Origin of the sequence: Okeania sp. SIO2F5 (assembly GCF_010692685.1) — a bacterium.
Lineage (GTDB): Bacteria > Cyanobacteriota > Cyanobacteriia > Cyanobacteriales > Microcoleaceae > Okeania > Okeania hirsuta.
Window position 1 is genome coordinate 142,922 of sequence record NZ_JAAHGU010000010.1, and the last position, 18,530, is coordinate 161,451.

The window sequence follows — 18,530 nt, forward strand, 5'->3', positions numbered from 1 at the left end:
TAAACTAACGAGTCAACTGCTTTGCCAAAGTCAAAAGTTGAAAATTCAATTAGCGATCGCCCATAGCAGTCAAAATTAGTTCTTCTACTCCTGCCACTGGCCAAATAGGTTTCTTCAGCCGCTCTGCTAATTCTTCTAGGGTCATATCATCCAAAAATAGATTATCTCCTGGTTTGAGCATGACTGAGGGTAAAATAATTCCTTCCCCTAAGTCTCGTCCTTGTAAACCATCTAGCAAATCTTGGCCTGTTAATAATCCAGTGACACTAATACTTTGTCCCCAATAGTTGCTTGATAAGGCCACCATATTTACTTCCAGTCCTTCAATTTGATTGAGTCGCTCGGCGATCGCTGCAAATGCTTTTTCTACTGCATTTCCTACTACCCAGGTTAGCTTTCTTTTGGTGCTTAAGCAAATGTTATTGGCTAAAATTTCTTTGACAGCAGCTTCAAATTGTGATATAAACTGGCGAATTGAACCAACTCCATTGCCAATTTGAGGATAATCTTCATATTCTGAAGCAGGGGGCAGGTCTCGACGGCCAATCAAAAACCATTCGTCAGCTAACCAGATGCAATTAGTCCCAGATGTCTGTCTCAGTTTAGCTTGAATTTCTTGGACTTGGTCTATGACTTCCTCCGCTTTTTCAGTAGTGACGGGTATTAGTTCATCTGAACTAGGGCGAAAGCGAGTTAAACCCACTGGTACAACTGCCACAGATGCTACTGCCGGAATTTCCCCAGTATGAAATTTTGCTAAATCTAATAATGTGCGTTCCAGATGAATACCATCATTAATTCCCGGACAAACTACAACTTGAGCGTGTATTTGCAGTCGCCGTTGTTGAAACCACTGAATTTGTTCGAGTATTTTACCTGCTCTGGAATTTTTCAGCAGGCGTGATCGCAATTCTGGTTCAGTAGCATGGACAGAAACATAAAGTGGTGAGAGTCGCATTTGTTCTATTCTCTCCCACTCCCGTTGTGGAAGGTTAGTTAAAGTCAGGTATGAACCGTAGAGGAAACTGAGACGATAGTCATCATCTTTTAAATAGAGAGTTTCTCGTTTACCTGGTGGTTGTTGGTCAATGAAGCAAAACGGACAACGGTTATTACATTGAATTAAACCATCGAACAGAGCGGTAGAAAATTCTAAACCCAAGTCTTCATCGTAGTCTTTTTCGATTTCAATGTGGTGAGTTTTGCCTTTAGCATCGATGACCTCTATTTCTAGATATTCGTCAGCACAAATATATTGATAGTCGATCAAATCTCGTGGTTGTTGTCCGTTGATAGAGGCGATCGCATCTCCAGGTTCAAAACCTATTTCGGCAGCGATGGAGTCGGGGATAATTTTAGTTATTAAGGCAGGTTTGATAGAAGTTTTACTCATGTTACCAAGGAACAAGGAAGAGGGAAAAAAGAAATAAGGAACAGGACTTATATAGAATCCGGTTGAATAGTTATTGTATAGTTGGGAGTAGGGGAGTGGGGGAGTGGGGGAGATTAAAGGCTTGAAGTAATTTAAGAAATTATCAACATATACTGTATAACCGGATTCTATATTACGGATGATGAACGAGTTTTAGGCATTAGCTTTTACCATTTCTGTACCGGAATGCTCCGCAAACAACTAGCCTCTTGCAGAGGAACTGCGTTAACAGCTTTTAGGGGCGAATGGCCATTTGCTGGCGCATAACTATCGTTAACGCCCCTACTTGGGTTTAAATCCCCTTCTAAACGTTTACTGCTGAGTGCTGACCGCTTTTTTCACCATTTTTTTGTATACTTTTCCGCCCAGTCTTACGGCTAATCTCTCTGCTAGTACGCTGGTACTCATGAACAATGGGTAGTCGCTCTGCTTGAAATTTAGCCAAAGCTTCATTAATTGTCTCACCTTCTTCTAAATATCGAGATAAAGCCAAAGCATCCTCAAACCCTGATGTCATTCCTCTAGCACGACTAGGACTTTTTGCGTGAGCAGCATCCCCAATCAAGAGGACGTTTCCATGATAAAGTTGAGGTATAGGATCGATATCATAGGAAAAATTACAAACAATCTGGTCATTTGGGGTAGATTCAATGACTTTTCGAGCTGCTTGAGGAACTTTTGCCAATTCTTGAGGAGGAATTCCTATATTATGAGGTCTAGGTAAGTTAAATTCAGATTCTTCTCGATTTTTTTCGGTAAAAAAGCCCCAATGGGTATAACCATGACCAATATCAAAGAAATTTGCATAAACTCCACGACTTCGGACGTAAAGCAAGAATAACCCATCTTGACAAAATTCGTCTTCTTTGACAATTCCACGCCAGACAATATCACCTAAATAAGATAATTGTGCATCAGATACCACAAAATTTCTGAGTTTTGAGTAAATTCCATCACTCCCTATCAATAAATTTCCTTCCCAATGACTCCCATCTTCAAAATAGGCAATTACCTTATCTTCTGTTTGTTCTAAATGGCTAAAACAAGCGTTACAATGTAGGCAACCTGCGGGTAAATAGGTGAGAATTGACTCTAAGATAGCTTTACGATGGATTAAAATTCCAGGAATTTCTTTGTCTTCGTATTCTACCTGTTCTTGGTTGACAACATCGTCTTTGAAGTTACGAAATTCAAAGGTTTTTACAGGCACACCCTTTTCTATTAACTGGTAACATAGTTCTGGGTTTCCCTGATGAATAGCTTGCATTCCTGGAGAAATTAACAGGATACCGCAGCCATCAGTACGGGGAGCAGGATATTTTTCAAATAAGTCAACTTGATAACCTTTTTTAGCTAATAAATAAGTTAAATAGGTTCCTGTTGTTCCTGCGCCCACAATGCCAATACGAGTATTTTTTGTAATCATAAATATAAGGTTATTCGGCCTGTGTTAGTTATTTAATAATTGAAGTATTACCTAAGTACAGCACTATTTTTAGTCATTAGTATAATTTATCTGAAATATACTTTACATTTAATTGTATTTTTTTAAGTAGTCAGACTAGCTGTTAATATTCCCATGATTAGATTAACTTGATTTAGGTAATATTCAGTTAAATCTATAATAATATTTTGTTCTTGAAGTTGCAAGAATCGCCAGTTAGTTCCTGATGTAATTGCCCCATAAATTGTGCTTATATTGTTGCCTTCTTTTTGGTTAAATATTTTAGCAGCTATCATTTCTGCTATACATTGCCCTAATCCTAAATTCAGGTTTTCCTTTTTCGCTTCAACAATCACGATTATTGGAGCTGTTATGATTAACATTTCCGCAGATTTCGTGATTAAAAAGTCACAACTTCCGTTTAATCCTGTTTCTGGTTCGACTGTAAAATCTATGCCTGAAAATATATTAATTTGTTCTTGATTTTGTCTTTTGATATCTATTAATATTGGCGCAATTATCATTTCCGTTTGCGGAGCATTCCGTCAGGAAACGAGCTTTTTCACTATTACTTGCCAGGGCGATCGCTACATTATAGTTCAGTATTTCTGTTAATAATTTACTTGGTTGTAATGGCGATATATTTGCAAAATAGTTTTGTTCTTCTCTTATATTAATTTCAAAAGTTTGTTTAATTTTTTCTAATGTAAAATCGCTGTAAGACATTTTTTCTTAAATACCTAAGAAGTAAGATATATAGCGCTGCGCGCAGGCAACAGCTCATCTGGCAACAGCTCATTTGGGGGAATAAATTGCCTATAATATAAGATTTTAGCTATTGGACAATTCCTGTAATTTGCAAATATGCAAGTGCACATTGCTATAAAAATTAATAGAGTTGTCGCTAAATAGATGGAAAAAATCCCTCAAATTAAGACACAGTAATAATTCCATAATTTTTGAATGGAAATTGCTAAAATCCTTACATGATAAGGGTTTACCAGTTTTTTATAGTTATAAAGCGACAAGTCTAATTGGTAGTGGTGCATTGTAATGGTATAACCAGTGGGAGCATCTTGCTCCCGTTATAATTATTTTTGGGTTGTCTTGCTCGCTAACCTGTGAAGATATATATTTTTTAATTTCTCCCCACTCCCCTACTCCCCTACTCCCCTACTCCCCCACTCCCCTACTTCCTCGAAATAGATGAGTATGTTGAGGACTATAAAGACCAGAACGCCCTACTTTTTCCACTTTCTCCAACGCCGGACTAATCACATAGAGCGTTGTTCTGACTAATTGTTTCTCCTCAGTAACAACTGCCATTTTCTCTAAAGGTACAACCCAAATCTGTTCATCAGGCCATCCCAAATGATAGCATATTCCAATAGGTATTTGAGGCGAGTAATGTTCTATCAACTTTTGTTGTGCTTCCCAAACATGACGAGCGCTCAAATACAAACATAAACTCGCTCCGTGAGCAGCCAAACTACCCAACTCTTCACTAGAAGGAACTCCTGTAGCTTTTCCACTAATCCTAGTTAATATGATTGTCTGCACCAACCCAGGTACAGTCAACTCCACTTTTAACTTAGCTGCTGCATCCTGAAATGCGCTAATTCCCGGCACAATTTCAAAATCAATTTCTGCCTCTGCCAAAAGCTGTATTTGCTCATAAACCGCCCCATACAAACTTGGATCTCCAGAATGGAGACGCACTACAGAACAACCTTTTTTCACTCGGTCTATCATTAAAGGCAGAATATCTTCTAGAGTTTTATTTGCCGTTCCAATAACCTCAGCATCAGGACGTACAACTCGTAACATTTGCTTAGGTACTAAAGAATCTGCATATAGAATTACATCTGCTTTCGCCAAGAGATTATAAGCTTTCACCGTTAATAGCTCGGGGTCTCCTGGACCTGCCCCTACAATGTAGACTGCTGGTTCAAGACTTTCTGTATTATTCATTTATTATATTAGTCAAAAAATTTTCTTCAATATTCTGTGATTTTTCCTGATGTTAGTACCTATATTCAGAGAAAAGGAATGGTAGATGGACCCTGGTATAGCTCTGGACTTACTGTCTAGAGCTTTTTTTATCTTTTCTTTTGCGAGTTTAATACCAAGCGTGAAAAAATAATATTACAAACTCTAGTTATAGGGAACAGGGAACAGGGAACAGGGAACAGGGAACAGGGAACAGGGAACAGGGAACAGGGAACAGGGAACAGGTAAAAGAGATTCGTCGCAAACATTTATCAAACTGGTATAATACCTCACCGTCAACCCAGGGTCAATTTATTGTCACGCTTAGAAAAATTGTATCCTCAGGACTTATGCAACCCACATTCCGCACGTCAATTTGTAGTATTACAAGTAGTATATGAATCCGTAGCTTGGTAGGTATTTATACTATGCAAATCATCTCAATTACTTTTTTCGTTGATCATGCTTCCGAGTAAAAAATTTACGGATAAATACTTGCTCTGATGATTACTCAATCACAGCAGCTATGATTTTCTGCTAAAATTATGTCTCCTGTCTCCTGATGACTGACTCCTGACTCATTCTTCGATACTACATTTTGTGGTGCGGAATGTGGGATGCAAATTAACCTTTGACACGCCATATGTAGGGGTGAATGGCATTTGCGCTCCGCAAAGCTCCGAATAGCGTCCTCACTTGATTTAGTGTCCGTGCGTAAGTCCTCATTCTTTGAAATTTCCTAAATCTTGCTAGGGCGTGTCATCAATAAAAATTTGACATTGAGAGTATAGTATGCTTATGGTTAAGCGTCCAGAATCAAAAAAAATCAGAGCTTCTCTAACATGACTAAACGCTATGGTTTACGAGATTATCAATGGGAAAGAATCAAAAACCTACTACCAGGACGTGAAGGAACTGTAGGAAGGACAGCAAGAGACAATCGCCTATTTGTGGAAGCAGTTTTATATCGCTCTTGAGCTGGAATTCCCTGGAGAGACTTACCAGAACGATTTGGAGATTTTCGTGTTGTCCATACTCGTTTTAGTCGTTGGTGCATTTCAGGGATATGGGTGCATAGTATTTCAAACTTTAGCTGAGGATGCAGATCATGAATATGCCATGATCGACGCAACTATTATTCGTGCTCATACTCGTAGTGCAGGAGCGAAAAATAGCAGCCCTGAACAGGAAGATATTGGCCGTAGTAAGGGAGGATTAACCACCAAAATACATGGAGTAGTAGATGCCCTGGGTAATCCCACCCATTTTTTTTAACTCCAGGTCAAGCATCTGACTTGGACGGAGCAGATGTTTTATTACCGATGGTAGAAGCACAAGCAGTATTAGGGGATAAAGCTTACGATGCTCAGGAGCGGGTGCCAATCGCCTTTAACCAATAGAGGAATAGAGGTAGTTATTCCCCCGAAAAAAAACAGAAAAGAACTCCGTAACTACGATGAGATATTGTACAAAGCACGTCTATGAATCGAAAATTTCTTTGCCAAACTCAAACAGTATCGAGCGTTGGCGGAGCCTAGCGGCAGCTATATCGCCACAAGGTATGACAAGCGTTCCGTAAACTTTCTGGGAGGAATTCCTACAGGTAGCCTCAGTCATTTTATTGGCATAGCGATCGCCATCTACCTGGAACATACAATACCCATTTTGTCAACCTCCTTAATTGATGACACGCCCTAGAATTAGTTAACCAAAAATATAGAGTTGTAAATATTCTCTGATGACAAAGAATTAGCCCTGCACCGTCAACAGGGGTGGTGAAAATTGTTTGGGGCAATAAGAAAGGAAGTAGGGTGTCAAAGACTATTGCCATGCAATTTTTCCTTCTTACTTCTTCCTTCTTCCTTCCCCTTCTGCCTTCTGCCTTCCCCTTCTGCCTTCTGCCTTCTGCCTTACTCATTACTAGCATTTCACTCTTTCTGTGTCTCTTCCTCCCTATACTTATTCTCTGAAGGCCATATATCAGGTAAAGGTCGCTTCAACAAATATAGCCAAGCCAAACCTGCTAACCCCAACAAAATTCCAGCTAAACTCACAAATTGGGCAATTCGCAGTGGCCCTAACATCAAACTATCAGTCCGTAATCCCTCAATCCAAATTCGTCCACTACTATAAGCTGCCATATAAACAAGAAATAAAGTCCCTACTTTAAGTCGATATCTACCCCGCAAATCTCTAAAAAATAGGAATAGTAATAGTCCAAATACCATCAAATTCCATAGAGACTCATATAAGAAAGTGGGATGAAAATAATCAAAATTTACTAATTCCGATGGACGACGTTCTGGAGGGATATATAACTTCCAAGGTAAATCAGTGGGACTACCAAAAGCCTCAGAATTGAAAAAATTACCCCACCGACCGATGGCTTGTCCCAAAATCAAAGAAGGGGCCACTAAATCTGCCAATTGCCAGAAAGAGATTTTATTAATTCTGGCAAAAATTAAAGCAGCGATCGCTCCACCAATAATTGCTCCATGAATTGCAATACCTCCTTTCCAAATTGCAATCATATCTATAGGATTTTGTTGGTACTGTTCCCACTCAAACAGAACATAGTACAACCTTGCTCCAGGAATTGCAGCTAATACCAACCAAACCACTAGATCACCTAATAACTCAGGGTTAACATGACGTCGTTTAGCCAAATATTGGGAGAGAGTAACTCCAATTAATACTGCTGTGGCAATTAAAAGTCCATACCAACGGATTGCCAAAGGCCCCAATTCAAAAATAATTGGACCAGGAGAAGTAAATTGAAAGCCTAAAGGCAATAGTGGAATCTCTACTGTCATAGATTTACATAGAAAAATTACTTAATAAGAATACCTTAATAGCTAAAAGTCAAAAGTTAGAAATTTTGATAAATATAGCGATCGCACAACATATAGTTAAGTAATATTATGTCTGGTTGAATAGTTATAAATAACGAGATAGGAGTCAGGAGGGAAGAAGAAAGAGCAAGAGGAGAAAATTTTTTCATCACTAATTTATCCGGACATGATATAAATAGTTTTTCCGTTCTACTAAACTTACCCAAACTTACCCAAATGAGATTTTGAGCTTTGGAGCTAGCTTCCTGCTTCTGTGAGAACCACTGACCGCAGTCTGTAACTTATTCTCTCCACAGGCTTAAAATCCCTTGAAACTCAAGCTACTGATACACATAGTTTTTCAGGTTGACAGCAGCATTAAAATCTCTGTCTGCTTGAAAACCTTTCAATGCTGACTGCTGATATGAAATCCGGTTATACAGTCAAAACAATAGTGCAAATTATACCTATTTCTTTCTATTTAGTCACCGAAAAACTCCTTTCATACTCCTGTACGATAGTTATGCGAAGTATAGGCAAGAAACGCGTTTGCTTCGCATAACTATCGTTAACGCCCCTACTGATACCAATTCCCAAAAATAATGCTATACTTCCGATGAACTTAAGTTATTAAGTAATAATAATGCTTCAGTAATATTTATAAAGATTATCGGCATTAAACCAAAATATCTTATGTCTTTTCACTCTACTCCCTACTCCCTACTCCCTACTCTCAAGGAGATGTAGCAAGACTTTTGAGAAATGGTATGACTCCTTTAAAATCATACATTTATTCAGCAAGCCAAAAATTAAACCCCTTAGCTTTTAATCAGCACTTCTAAAGGCTAGCTAAGGGGTATAAAACTATTCCAGAAACTTACTAGCTAATGGGTTGTTCTATCATTTACTAAATTGCCAAAGTTGTCGAAATAATGGAATCTGATTAACTAATATATTTCTTGTTGTTAATTCAAAGTTTTAGAATCTGAATTGAGTTCTTAATGTACCGACCCAAAGAGTGTCATTATCCTCAATGTGGTTAGGATTTGTAATCACAAATACACCGGGAGTAATAGCGATATTGTCGTTCATTTGGAAGCGATAAAAAGCTTCAATATGTATAGAAGTATCATCATCCTTCAAATCATCATTATCACCACCATCGGTAACAATTGGTGGTACACCAACAATAATACCTCCTAGACTTCCTTCTTTCAGTAGGTCTGGGAAAGCTAAAGTCAAAGCACCAGTGATAATAGTGATATCATCAGTATCATCATCATCTTCAGGACGGGCAAATAAAGTACCGCCCCAACCACCTATCTGAAAGCCATCAGTAACTCTCCATTGAGCCTCAAAGTTAATAGTATCTGTGGTAGTTGCTCTACCACCAAAAGGATCTCTGGCTAGAAAACTACCTGTACTTCCGGTCAAGTTAACATCATTTTTCGTATGATAGCCGCGCAAATAACCGACTTGAAAAGCAAGTTTGTCATTTGGTTCAATTGTAAACTGGCCAAATCCACTAAATGAACCATTAAAAGCACCTCTACCTTCTCGAGGATCTTCCTTATCTGGTGCAGCATAACCCACAGTTACCTGAATTGCATCATTGAAAGCGTAGGCAAACTTAACACCAGCATCAGAAGGAGCACGATAATAAATAGGGTTGAATCGTCCAAATCTGGAAATACTACCAGCACCACTACTTTCTAGAGGTGTGATGACTCCGATAAAGTCATCAATACCATAGCCTGTAGCAGCTAGTTCTACTTCACCTCTACCGTTGAGTACAGGAAAACGATAGGCCAACTTGCCAATGGAAACAGTATCATCTGGACTGCTATCTGTAGATAAACGAGTCATTAAACTATTGGTCAAATCTCCACCGCTATAGTTAGGAATGTTATTAGCTTGTAGACGAGTTCTTAAGCGGTCCTCTCCTGTAAAACTGGTATCAAAGTTCAAACGAACCCGATAACCAAAAGTTGTCTGAGTTTTGTCATTGTCTGACTGTGATACACCACGGCCTCCAGCTCTTTCTCCCCAGGTATCGCTCAACCAAAACAAAACCTCTCCGTTAAGTTTAGTAGTAGTAGAGAACTGATTATTTTCTAGCTCTGCTGTTCTAGCTTCTAGAGCATCTACTCGTCCTCGCAAAGCAGCTAATTCTGCTGCAAATTCCTCTTGCAGTCTTTGTAAAACCGCTAAATCTTCTCTGGTTACTAGGTCAGAAGTTGCCGCTGCGATTAATTCTGTAATTCGGTCTAAACAAGAATTCAAACCTGCTGCAAACTCAAAACGGGTCATCGCTCGATTTCCCTTATAAGTCCCATCAGGATAACCTGCGATACAACCATAACGCTCTACCAAGGATTGTAGTGCTTGGAATGCCCAGTCTGTAGGTTGTACATCTGATAACTGAGTTACAGATGTTACCTGATCTAGTGAATCTCCATTTTCCAAGTCTGATACTGCCACTGGTGCCAATGAAGGGTCATCCATGGGCATTGAGCGAATATCTATTTGAGCTATTTCAAAGAAAGATGCGTTTTCTATCGTACTTTGGGCTAAGTTCTGATTTACAGAGTTTTCGCCACTTCCTAAAGTCTGTGGAGGAGCTTCAGCAGCGATCGCCGAGCCTGCCATTAATAATGCTACGCTAAAAACACTAGGACTGTGTTTTAGAGTTTTCCAGATAAGTCTTGTCATATTTACTAATCCTCACACCAATTTGGACTGAGCCAGGAATACCTAACTTTATACTGACATCTGCTTGATAAAACTGATACAAAGCGTCACATTAAGTGACAATCTGATGTTTACTTCCTGCTTCTACCGGAACTGTCGGCAGCACTCCGTCCACAGGCATTTTCATGTCGGCGACAGCCGAAACGGTTAAGCCTACCGCATTTCTCCCTCTTTATACTTGGGTTCAAATCGCGGTCAATGAATATAATCATGGCAAATGAGCTGCAAACCTCGCAATATCATGTTACGAGCGCTGTTTCAGTCTCTATGTGGGCTATAACCACACTGAGGACATTGAAACTTTTTATTTCCACCTAACTGCTCCATAAAAATGATATAAAACGTCATATAGCGACATTTTAATCTTCACTTCCTGCTTTCCTACGGAATGCTACGCAAACAACTGAGGCCGTCGGCGGTTACTCATCCACAGGAGTCCACGGCCAATCCGACCGCATCTCTACTTTTGTTTTGATATATCAAGACTAGGGCGTTATATTTGTTTTTGTTTTACAAAAAAACATTTGAATAAGTCTTAATATTTTTTTTGATCTTAAGTTTTAAATGGCCAACTGCAAAAGTTGTTTGACAATGTTAGAGATTGGTTTACTGATTAAGCGATACTGTAAGCTAATTTCCAGCCTTTGAGGAAGACGTGAGGATTTATTTACAAAAAGCTCAACCATTATTCCTTTCTCTCTATCACAGTTTAGTTATTTTGTCTATATAGAACCCCTAACCGTATCTTCATATAAATATCAAGTTTTTTTGACTAGGAGACAGCTATACTGGAGACAGGAGACAGAAGGTAAGAGAGAAAAGGTTAAGAGGGAAGATTTGGGGAGAGATAATACAAAAAATTCAACACTCCTTCAACTGAATTTTCCTCAAAATTAATGCGCGAAAAGACTTGACTACCATAATTATATAGATCTCAAATGGGTTCTATATACAATTTGTTTACAAGGGATGAGCTGAGAATGCCGCCTTAGAAATTAGATTTTTGCTTGATTTGTAAAAATTACGGTCTCGTGGCAAATTTTACACCTAATTTGGTAATTTGCAACCTAATTTTCAGAGTATTTTTTTCGGGAAAACAAGCCGAAAACTAAGCAGGGAATAGATAGTAAGACAAACTGATAGTAAAATATGAAATCAATATAATAATCTAACCCACATTCCGCACCACAAAATGTAGTATCGAATCAGGAGTCAGGAGTCAGGAGACAGGAGACAGAATTTTAGCAGAAAATCATAGCTGCCGTGATTGAGTAATCATCAAAGCAAGTATTTATGCGTAAATTTTTTACTCGGAAGCATGATCAACGAAAAAAGTAATTGAGATGATTTGCATAGTATAAATACCTGCCAAGCTACGGATTCATATACTACTTTTAATGCTACAAATTGACGTGCGGAATGTGGGATCTAAAATTAGAAAATCATTCGATCTAACGACCCCCTGCTCACCACTTATCATTTTTCAGTTTCTCAATTTCTATTTAGGGCTTACTGATTAAATCTAAAAGCATTGACAGGTAAAGGATTTAGCTTTTTTACAGCGAAAAAAGTGCAACTTTTAACTTTTTTAAGCTTGAGCGACCAAAAAGTTAGGATAAAAGGCAGAATAATTGCAGAAAAATCAAGGGATAAAATATCCGACTACCTCCTCTAAATTCTCCATTCCTCCTGACTCCATTCCTCCTGACTTCCCCTCCTGGGAGGGGGAGGGGCGAGGGGTGGGTTGACTCCTACCTCATACCAAAAGACTTATTCAGCAAACCCTATTTAAGTAATCGATGTTGAATCTAATCGACGAATAGCTACCACTGAAGGTTTCGGAGGATCGTTAACTTGTTTAGTTGGCCAGTTAGACCCCATAGGCACCATACGATTCTGGACAAAATCTGAACCATCAGCGGTTTTCATTGCCAACTGACGAGCTTCTGAAGCCATATTTTGGCGAATGCCGTTATATTCTCCTGGATGTTGAATAGCTAAAAACAACGTTTTCTGGTCTTTGGTAAAGAAAGGCCCACAAGTTTCACTTTCTGTTGGTGCTATTCCAAATAAATAAGCCTCTCCAGCATTGGGACCAGAAGTGGGAATATACCAGATAGAATTATTACCAAATAAACCACAAAGAGTAGACTGCTTTATTGGTTTGCCATCCTTACCCATTCGATTCATTGGCACTGTTTTGTTATGCTTACTGGTACTAATATCTGTTACCATCCACAGATTACCCTGTTGATCAAATTCTAAATTGTCAGGATTAGAAAATCCTAGTCCACCCTCCATAGGTTCGCCCCCAGTAGCAAACATTTCCCAACTAAATGTCATAGCATCTGGTTGATTATCATCCTCAGTCAAACGCATAATCCAACCAAATTCGTAAACTTCATCATCCTGGCCTTTAAATATACGTTTGTCTGGACTACCATCAGATTTACTGGGAGACCCGGAGGTAAAGGCAATAAATAAGTTACCATTTTTATCTACCTGAGTATCTTCGGGACGTGCTGCACAAGTAACGCCAGCAGCATTAGCAGCTAGATGAGCATCAATGAGAATAGCTCCTTGTTTCTCGTCCGCATTACCTTCATACAAGTCCCCCAGAGTTTTATATTTCTGTTTGAACCTTTCTACTTCTTGAGCAGTTATCGCTTTGAAGCTACCACCATCAGGTCTTTGGGGTAGATTAATCATATTGTTAACGTGGACTTCTGGTAAATCTGGATTCACAGGAGTATCAGGTTGCAGGGAAATCCAACTACCTGTACCATCAGGATTAAATTTAGCCCCGTATAACATCCCGTCTTTCAAAAGTTGAGAGTTAGCTTTATCAGTGGGGTCTTTCACTGTACCTTTACTCACAAATTTATATAGATGACCGCTACGGCGATCGCATCCGGAATAAAATGCTAATGGTTTATCAGTTTCTACCCTAATACCTACTGCTTCGTGGCGATAACGACCTAACCAAGTATGTTTTGTACCATAGTCATCAGGGTTAGCTGGGTCTACTTCTACCATCCAACCATACTTATTACCAGCTAAACCAAATACACTTCCCAGACCAGCGACTCCTCTTTCACCAATAAAGAGAGATTTTTCTCTGGTCGGGTCAACAGAAGTACCATCAGGATATACTGCTTCTACTACATAATTTTGAAAATTTTCTTCGGCACTAAATACTGTTCCCCAAGGTGTAGTGCCGCCTGCACAGTTAGCAAAACTACCAATGATGCGATCGTCTAATTTATCATTATAACCTTTGCCTTTTTTATTAAAAACTGCTACTGCTGGTCCTGTTGATTTTAAATAACGTCCGTCTTCTAATCCTGAAATACCTGTTATTCTGCGGTCAAATTTTGAATTTGTTCTTACCCATTTTCCATCGGGTTCGCGACGTATGGAAATTACACCTATTCCCATATCAATCATTGCTTCTTTAGCTGTTGCGATAATATTTTGTTTCAGGGAATTTTCAAGTAATTCTTCAGAACTAATTCCTGATTCTCCTACCTGTCTAAATGCTGTTGCTAATTCTGCAAAAGGCAAAGATTTACCAATAACTGTTTGATAAGTTGTTACCCAAGGCAAAGGGCTAATATATTCAAAGTTTATTGTTAATAATCCTTCATTTTCACCAGTTTCAATATAGGAAATATAGTCGTTATTGTAGCCAAAACGGGAATCACCTATTTTGTCACCCCATGACCCAATAACATCGTAAGTAAAACCTTCTGAAATTATTAAATCATCTATTACTTCGTAATTAGTATAATTCTCTATTTTTAAATCTTGATTACTTGTTTTCAAAGGCATTGGACCTTTAACTGGTTGGAAATTAATATTGTTGGTAGAAGCTCCACTAATTGGAAATTTTTCAATTGCTGGAGTAGATGATTGTTTTTGACAAGAATTAAGGGTTATTGTTCCTGCAGTAGCTCCTAGAAATATCAGGAATTCTCTACGTTTAAGGTTCATAGAAAAAGTAATAAGTTTGACGATTTTTAATATAGCGTCGATTGATACTTTTTGGAAAGTGATAATTAGGCATAGTATGTACTATTTTATTTTTTGTAGTAGACTTTTTTTCAACAGCATTAAATGGATATTATCTGTAACTTTGTTTGGGAGTTTAGTGTTAAGGCGGTTTTATTTTATTTTTAAAGTCTAGATATATCATGGCTTATGTTCTTTTATTGCGTATGTCGCAATAGTCATTTTGGGCTTTTTCTAAAAAATAATGTTTCACTTGCTCGAAAATGAGCTTGAATGGTTGATGTGTAACTTTATTTTGGGAGTTTAGTGTTAAGGCGGTTTTATTTTATTTTTAAAGTCTAGATATATCATGGCTTATGTTCTTTTATTGCGTATGTCGCAATAGTCATTTTGGGCTTTTTCTAAAAAATAATGTTTCACTTGCTCGAAAATGAGCTTGAATGGTTAATGTGTAACTTTACTTTGGGAGTTTAGTGTTAAGGCGGTTTTATTTTATTTTTAAAGTCTAGATATATCATGGCTTATGTTCTTTTATTGCGTATGTCGCAATAGTCATTTTGGGCTTTTTTCTAAAAATAATGTTGCACTTGCTCGAAAATGATCTGGAAAAATTGATATGTAAATATCAAGCCTTATTAAAATAGGCACTCACACAACCGAAAAAAAGTTCTTCCCTCCTGACTCCTGACTCCTCACTCCTAACTCCTAAAAAACTTTCAAACTATAAATTTTTTGTGTTTCTAAATGTTCCATAACTGTCAATAATTCAGTTATTTCAAAACTATGACGTTTGAGTTTTCCTTGTAAAGTAGTCATAGGATCGGAACCAGAAGCAATGAGAAATTCCAATTTTGAAATATTCGGCCATTTACCTATTTCTGTTAATATTTTAGCGATCGCCTCCAAATAAGGATGATTTGATTGTTGATACCATTCAGATGTAATTAATGTTGCTTTTTCTAAACCAAAATTAACTATTAAAGGTGCTTGAGCAAAAACTGCTGTTGCCACTGCTCTAGTTTCTTCCCGCAACAGAAAATCATCTTCTTTGATTAAACTGCGTAATTTTTCCAAATATTCATAGCGCTTTTGAAGGGGAGATTTCAAAGTTTTAACCAAAGAATTATCAACAAATTTTCCTTCTGTGTTTTCATCATTCCAATCAATAGCAATTGTCACTAAATAACTGCGTAACAACATATGACCTAATTTTTGCGCCTTAGTCGCCAAATAAGTAGAATTATAATCTGTTGTTTCTATTAACAAAGGCACCCGATCTACTACTTCAATTCCATAACCATTTAAACCTGCTATTTTCCGGGGATTATTTGTAATCAAACGAATTTTCTTCACACCCAAATCATTTAAGATTTGCGCTCCCACACCATAGTTGCGTAAATCAGCAGGAAAACCTAATCTTTCATTAGCTTCCACAGTATCTAATCCCATATCTTGCAATGAATAAGCTTTCATTTTATTAATTAAACCTATTCCCCTACCTTCTTGTCGCAAATAGACGACCACTCCCGCACCCGCTTTTTCAATCATTTTCATAGCTGCTTGCAGTTGCATTCGACAGTCACAACGGAGGGAACCGAAAGCATCTCCAGTCAGACACTCAGAATGTACCCGCACCATGACATCTTTTTCTTTAAATTCTTCTGGGTTGCCTTTAACAATAGCTACATGTTCCGAATTATTTTGAGTATTGCGGTAAGCATAAATTTGGAACTCACCAAATTGGGATGGTAACTTAGCAATAGCTTCTCGGTAAACAAAGCGATCGTGTCTGATGCGATAACTGATAAGATCAGCAATACTGATCAATTTCAGATTATGAGTTTGAGCATATTCTATTAATTCAGGTAACCTTGCCATCGAACCGTCTGGGTTTTGAATTTCACAAATAACTCCCGCTGGATATAAACCTGCTAATCTAGCTAAGTCAACAGAAGCTTCTGTATGACCTGCTCGTTTTAATACTCCTCCTTCTTTAGCTCGAATGGGGAAGACATGACCGGGACGACGTAAATCTTCTGGTTTGGTAGTAGGGTTAATGACAGCTTGAATAGTATGCGCTCGGTCTTCCGCTGAGATACCTGTAGAAACTCCCAACTGTGGGGAAGCATCAATACTAACAGTAAAAGCTGTTTGGTTACTGTCAGTATTTTTAGTAACCATAAGTGGAATATCTAATTCGTCAAGGCGATCGCCTGTTAATGCCAAACAAATTAGACCTCTAGCTTCTACTGCCATAAAGTTAATCATGTCTGGAGTAGCAAATTGGGCGGCACAAATGACATCTCCTTCGTTTTCTCGATATTCGTCATCAACTACTACTACAGACTTACCTGCTTTAATGTCTGCTAGTGCAGCATCAATAGAGTCAAATTGAAATTGTTCGTTTGGCTGTTGATTTACAGATAGCTTCCCTAGTTTTGTCATTTTTTTTCAAAATCTGTTTAAAAGTATACAAAGATTATAACGATATACAAAGATTATAGGGTTTCCTAGGCTACCGAAGTATTATAACAACAACGAATAAATTATATAGATAGTTGAGAATTTACCTTACAGGAATTTGAAGACTCTATTAAGTAATTGAGTTTCAGATAGAAAATATCATACAATAATCGGAGGTAAATAATATGAAAGGTAGAATTTTTACAGAACAAGAACGTCAAATACTTGCAGATATTATCGTTCATCGTCGAACAGAATTTGGGGAAAACTTTATTAATGAAGAAATTCCCGATACAAAAATCGAGCGGTTACTTTTAGCTGCTTTACTTGGCCCTTCAGTTGGTTTTTCCCAACCTTGGGAATTTGTAATTATTCGTGACTCATCAATCAAAGCCAAAATCAAGGCATCTTTTGAAAAAGAAAACGAAAAAGCTAAAGAAATCTTTAAAGATAGACCGTTATATAATCATTTTCAATTGGAAGGAATTACCACAACTCCTGTTAATATTGCTGTTTTTTATAAACCTTCACTTACTCCTGTTATGGGTCAAACCAGTACGGATAAAGTTGGACCGTACAGTGTTTGTCTGGCAATTCAAAATTTGTGGTTAATGGCTAGAGCTGAAAATATAGGTGTGGGTTGGGTAAGTATTTTAGACGAAAAAGAGGTAAAAACTATTCTCAATGCTCCTCCAGAAAATGAATTAATAGCGTATTTATGTTTAGGTTATGTCACAGAATTCACAGAACGTCCTTTGCTGGAAATTGTTAATTGGGAAAAACGTAAATTAAAGGAGGCAGTGATTTATTATGATAGTTATTAATACTAGATATTTTTCACTTATAGAGGCGTTTTATACAACATCTCTATAAGTGGCTTATTTACTTTGAAATTACTGTCAATATAAATTTATTCTGTTATCTATTCTGGAGAATCAAGAGTATTTTCAGATTCAATTTATTCAGTAATTTCTTGTATGGAATCATTACTTTCAGGTGAGATAGACTCCACAACTACTTCAGGTTTTTGCTCCGTAATTTGTGATGATTCTGGAATAGTATCTTGTGGAAAATCTTCTACAACTTCAGGTATAGAAATAGTAGAATCATAATTTTCAGTGGGCATAGTTTCTATAACTACTTCAGATTTTTTCTCTTCAGATTTTTCCTCGTTAATTTGTGATGATTCTGGAATAGTATCTTGTGGAAAATCTTCTACAACTTCAGGTATAGAAATAGTAGAATCATAATTTTCAGTGGGCATAGTTTCTATAACTACTTCAGATTTTTTCTCTTCAGATTTTTCCTCGTTAATTTGTGATGATTCTGGAATAGTATCTTGTGGAAAATCTTCTACAACTTCAGGTATAGAAATAGTAGAATCATAATTTTCAGTGGGCATAGTTTCTATAACTACTTCAGATTTTTTCTCTTCAGATTTTTCCTCGTTAATTTGTGATGATTCTGGAATAGTATCTTGTGGAAAATCTTCTACAACTTCAGGTATAGAAATAGTAGAATCATAATTTTCAGTGGGCATAGTTTCTATAACTACTTCAGATTTTTTCTCTTCAGATTTTTCCTCGTTAATTTGTGATGATTCTGGAAT

Annotated in this window: 12 protein-coding genes and 1 pseudogene; 2 read left to right on the top strand and 11 right to left on the bottom strand. The window is 37.6% G+C overall.

The features are described 5' to 3' along the window. Positions 1–49: 49 nt before the first annotated feature. The 5 genes from F6K27_RS07075 to cobM all read right to left on the bottom strand — a co-directional run bounded on the left by F6K27_RS07075 (position 50) and on the right by cobM (position 4,847). Positions 50–1,393 (bottom strand): TIGR03279 family radical SAM protein, encoded by a 1,344-nt coding sequence (locus tag F6K27_RS07075; RefSeq protein ID WP_124142992.1) that lies wholly within the window; start codon positions 1,391–1,393, stop codon positions 50–52. Positions 1,394–1,736: 343 nt separating this feature from the next. After that, positions 1,737–2,858 (bottom strand): NAD(P)/FAD-dependent oxidoreductase, encoded by a 1,122-nt coding sequence (locus F6K27_RS07080; RefSeq protein WP_287274235.1) that lies wholly within the window; start codon positions 2,856–2,858, stop codon positions 1,737–1,739. Positions 2,859–2,980: 122 nt separating this feature from the next. Continuing rightward, positions 2,981–3,400: a hypothetical protein gene (locus F6K27_RS07085; RefSeq protein WP_353735948.1), complete on the bottom strand. Its 420-nt coding sequence runs from the start codon at positions 3,398–3,400 to the stop codon at positions 2,981–2,983. Then, a complete protein-coding gene (locus F6K27_RS33570; RefSeq protein WP_287239212.1) occupies positions 3,345–3,602 on the bottom strand; it encodes a hypothetical protein in 258 nt (85 codons plus the stop codon). Before F6K27_RS33570 ends, F6K27_RS07085 begins: the two co-directional genes overlap by 56 nt. A gap of 447 nt (positions 3,603–4,049) precedes the next feature. Continuing rightward, positions 4,050–4,847 carry a precorrin-4 C(11)-methyltransferase gene (cobM, locus tag F6K27_RS07090; RefSeq protein ID WP_287274234.1) on the bottom strand — a complete coding sequence of 266 codons (798 nt, stop codon included), beginning with the start codon at positions 4,845–4,847 and terminating at the stop codon, positions 4,050–4,052. Between the two features lie 860 nt (positions 4,848–5,707). Between cobM and F6K27_RS07095 the strand changes: the two are divergent. Further along, positions 5,708–6,461, top strand: a pseudogene (locus F6K27_RS07095) (IS5 family transposase); the annotation flags it as partial. A 22-nt stretch (positions 6,462–6,483) separates the two neighbouring features. On the opposite strand, the gene F6K27_RS07100 reads toward F6K27_RS07095, so the two are convergent. The 5 genes from F6K27_RS07100 to ribBA form a co-directional block, all read right to left on the bottom strand. Beyond that, positions 6,484–6,783, bottom strand: a complete 300-nt coding sequence (locus tag F6K27_RS07100; RefSeq protein ID WP_287274233.1) for a hypothetical protein — start codon at positions 6,781–6,783, stop codon at positions 6,484–6,486. Positions 6,784–6,793: 10 nt separating this feature from the next. Beyond that, positions 6,794–7,678, bottom strand: coding sequence for a prolipoprotein diacylglyceryl transferase (gene lgt / locus F6K27_RS07105; protein WP_287274232.1), 885 nt, complete (start codon positions 7,676–7,678; stop codon positions 6,794–6,796). Between the two features lie 996 nt (positions 7,679–8,674). Further along, positions 8,675–10,408, bottom strand: coding sequence for an iron uptake porin (locus tag F6K27_RS07110; RefSeq protein WP_287274231.1), 1,734 nt, complete (start codon positions 10,406–10,408; stop codon positions 8,675–8,677). Between the two features lie 1,827 nt (positions 10,409–12,235). After that, positions 12,236–14,440 carry a PhoX family phosphatase gene (locus tag F6K27_RS07115; RefSeq protein WP_287272979.1) on the bottom strand — a complete coding sequence of 735 codons (2,205 nt, stop codon included), beginning with the start codon at positions 14,438–14,440 and terminating at the stop codon, positions 12,236–12,238. A gap of 723 nt (positions 14,441–15,163) precedes the next feature. Next, positions 15,164–16,903 carry a bifunctional 3,4-dihydroxy-2-butanone-4-phosphate synthase/GTP cyclohydrolase II gene (ribBA, locus tag F6K27_RS07120; RefSeq protein WP_287272980.1) on the bottom strand — a complete coding sequence of 580 codons (1,740 nt, stop codon included), beginning with the start codon at positions 16,901–16,903 and terminating at the stop codon, positions 15,164–15,166. Positions 16,904–17,106: 203 nt separating this feature from the next. On the opposite strand from ribBA, the gene bluB reads away from it, so the two are divergent. Continuing rightward, positions 17,107–17,745 (top strand): 5,6-dimethylbenzimidazole synthase, encoded by a 639-nt coding sequence (bluB, locus tag F6K27_RS07125; RefSeq protein WP_287272981.1) that lies wholly within the window; start codon positions 17,107–17,109, stop codon positions 17,743–17,745. A gap of 134 nt (positions 17,746–17,879) precedes the next feature. Here bluB and F6K27_RS07130 read toward each other — a convergent pair. Beyond that, positions 17,880–18,530: hypothetical protein (locus F6K27_RS07130; RefSeq protein ID WP_287300853.1), on the bottom strand; the 651-nt coding region annotated here is incomplete at its 5' end.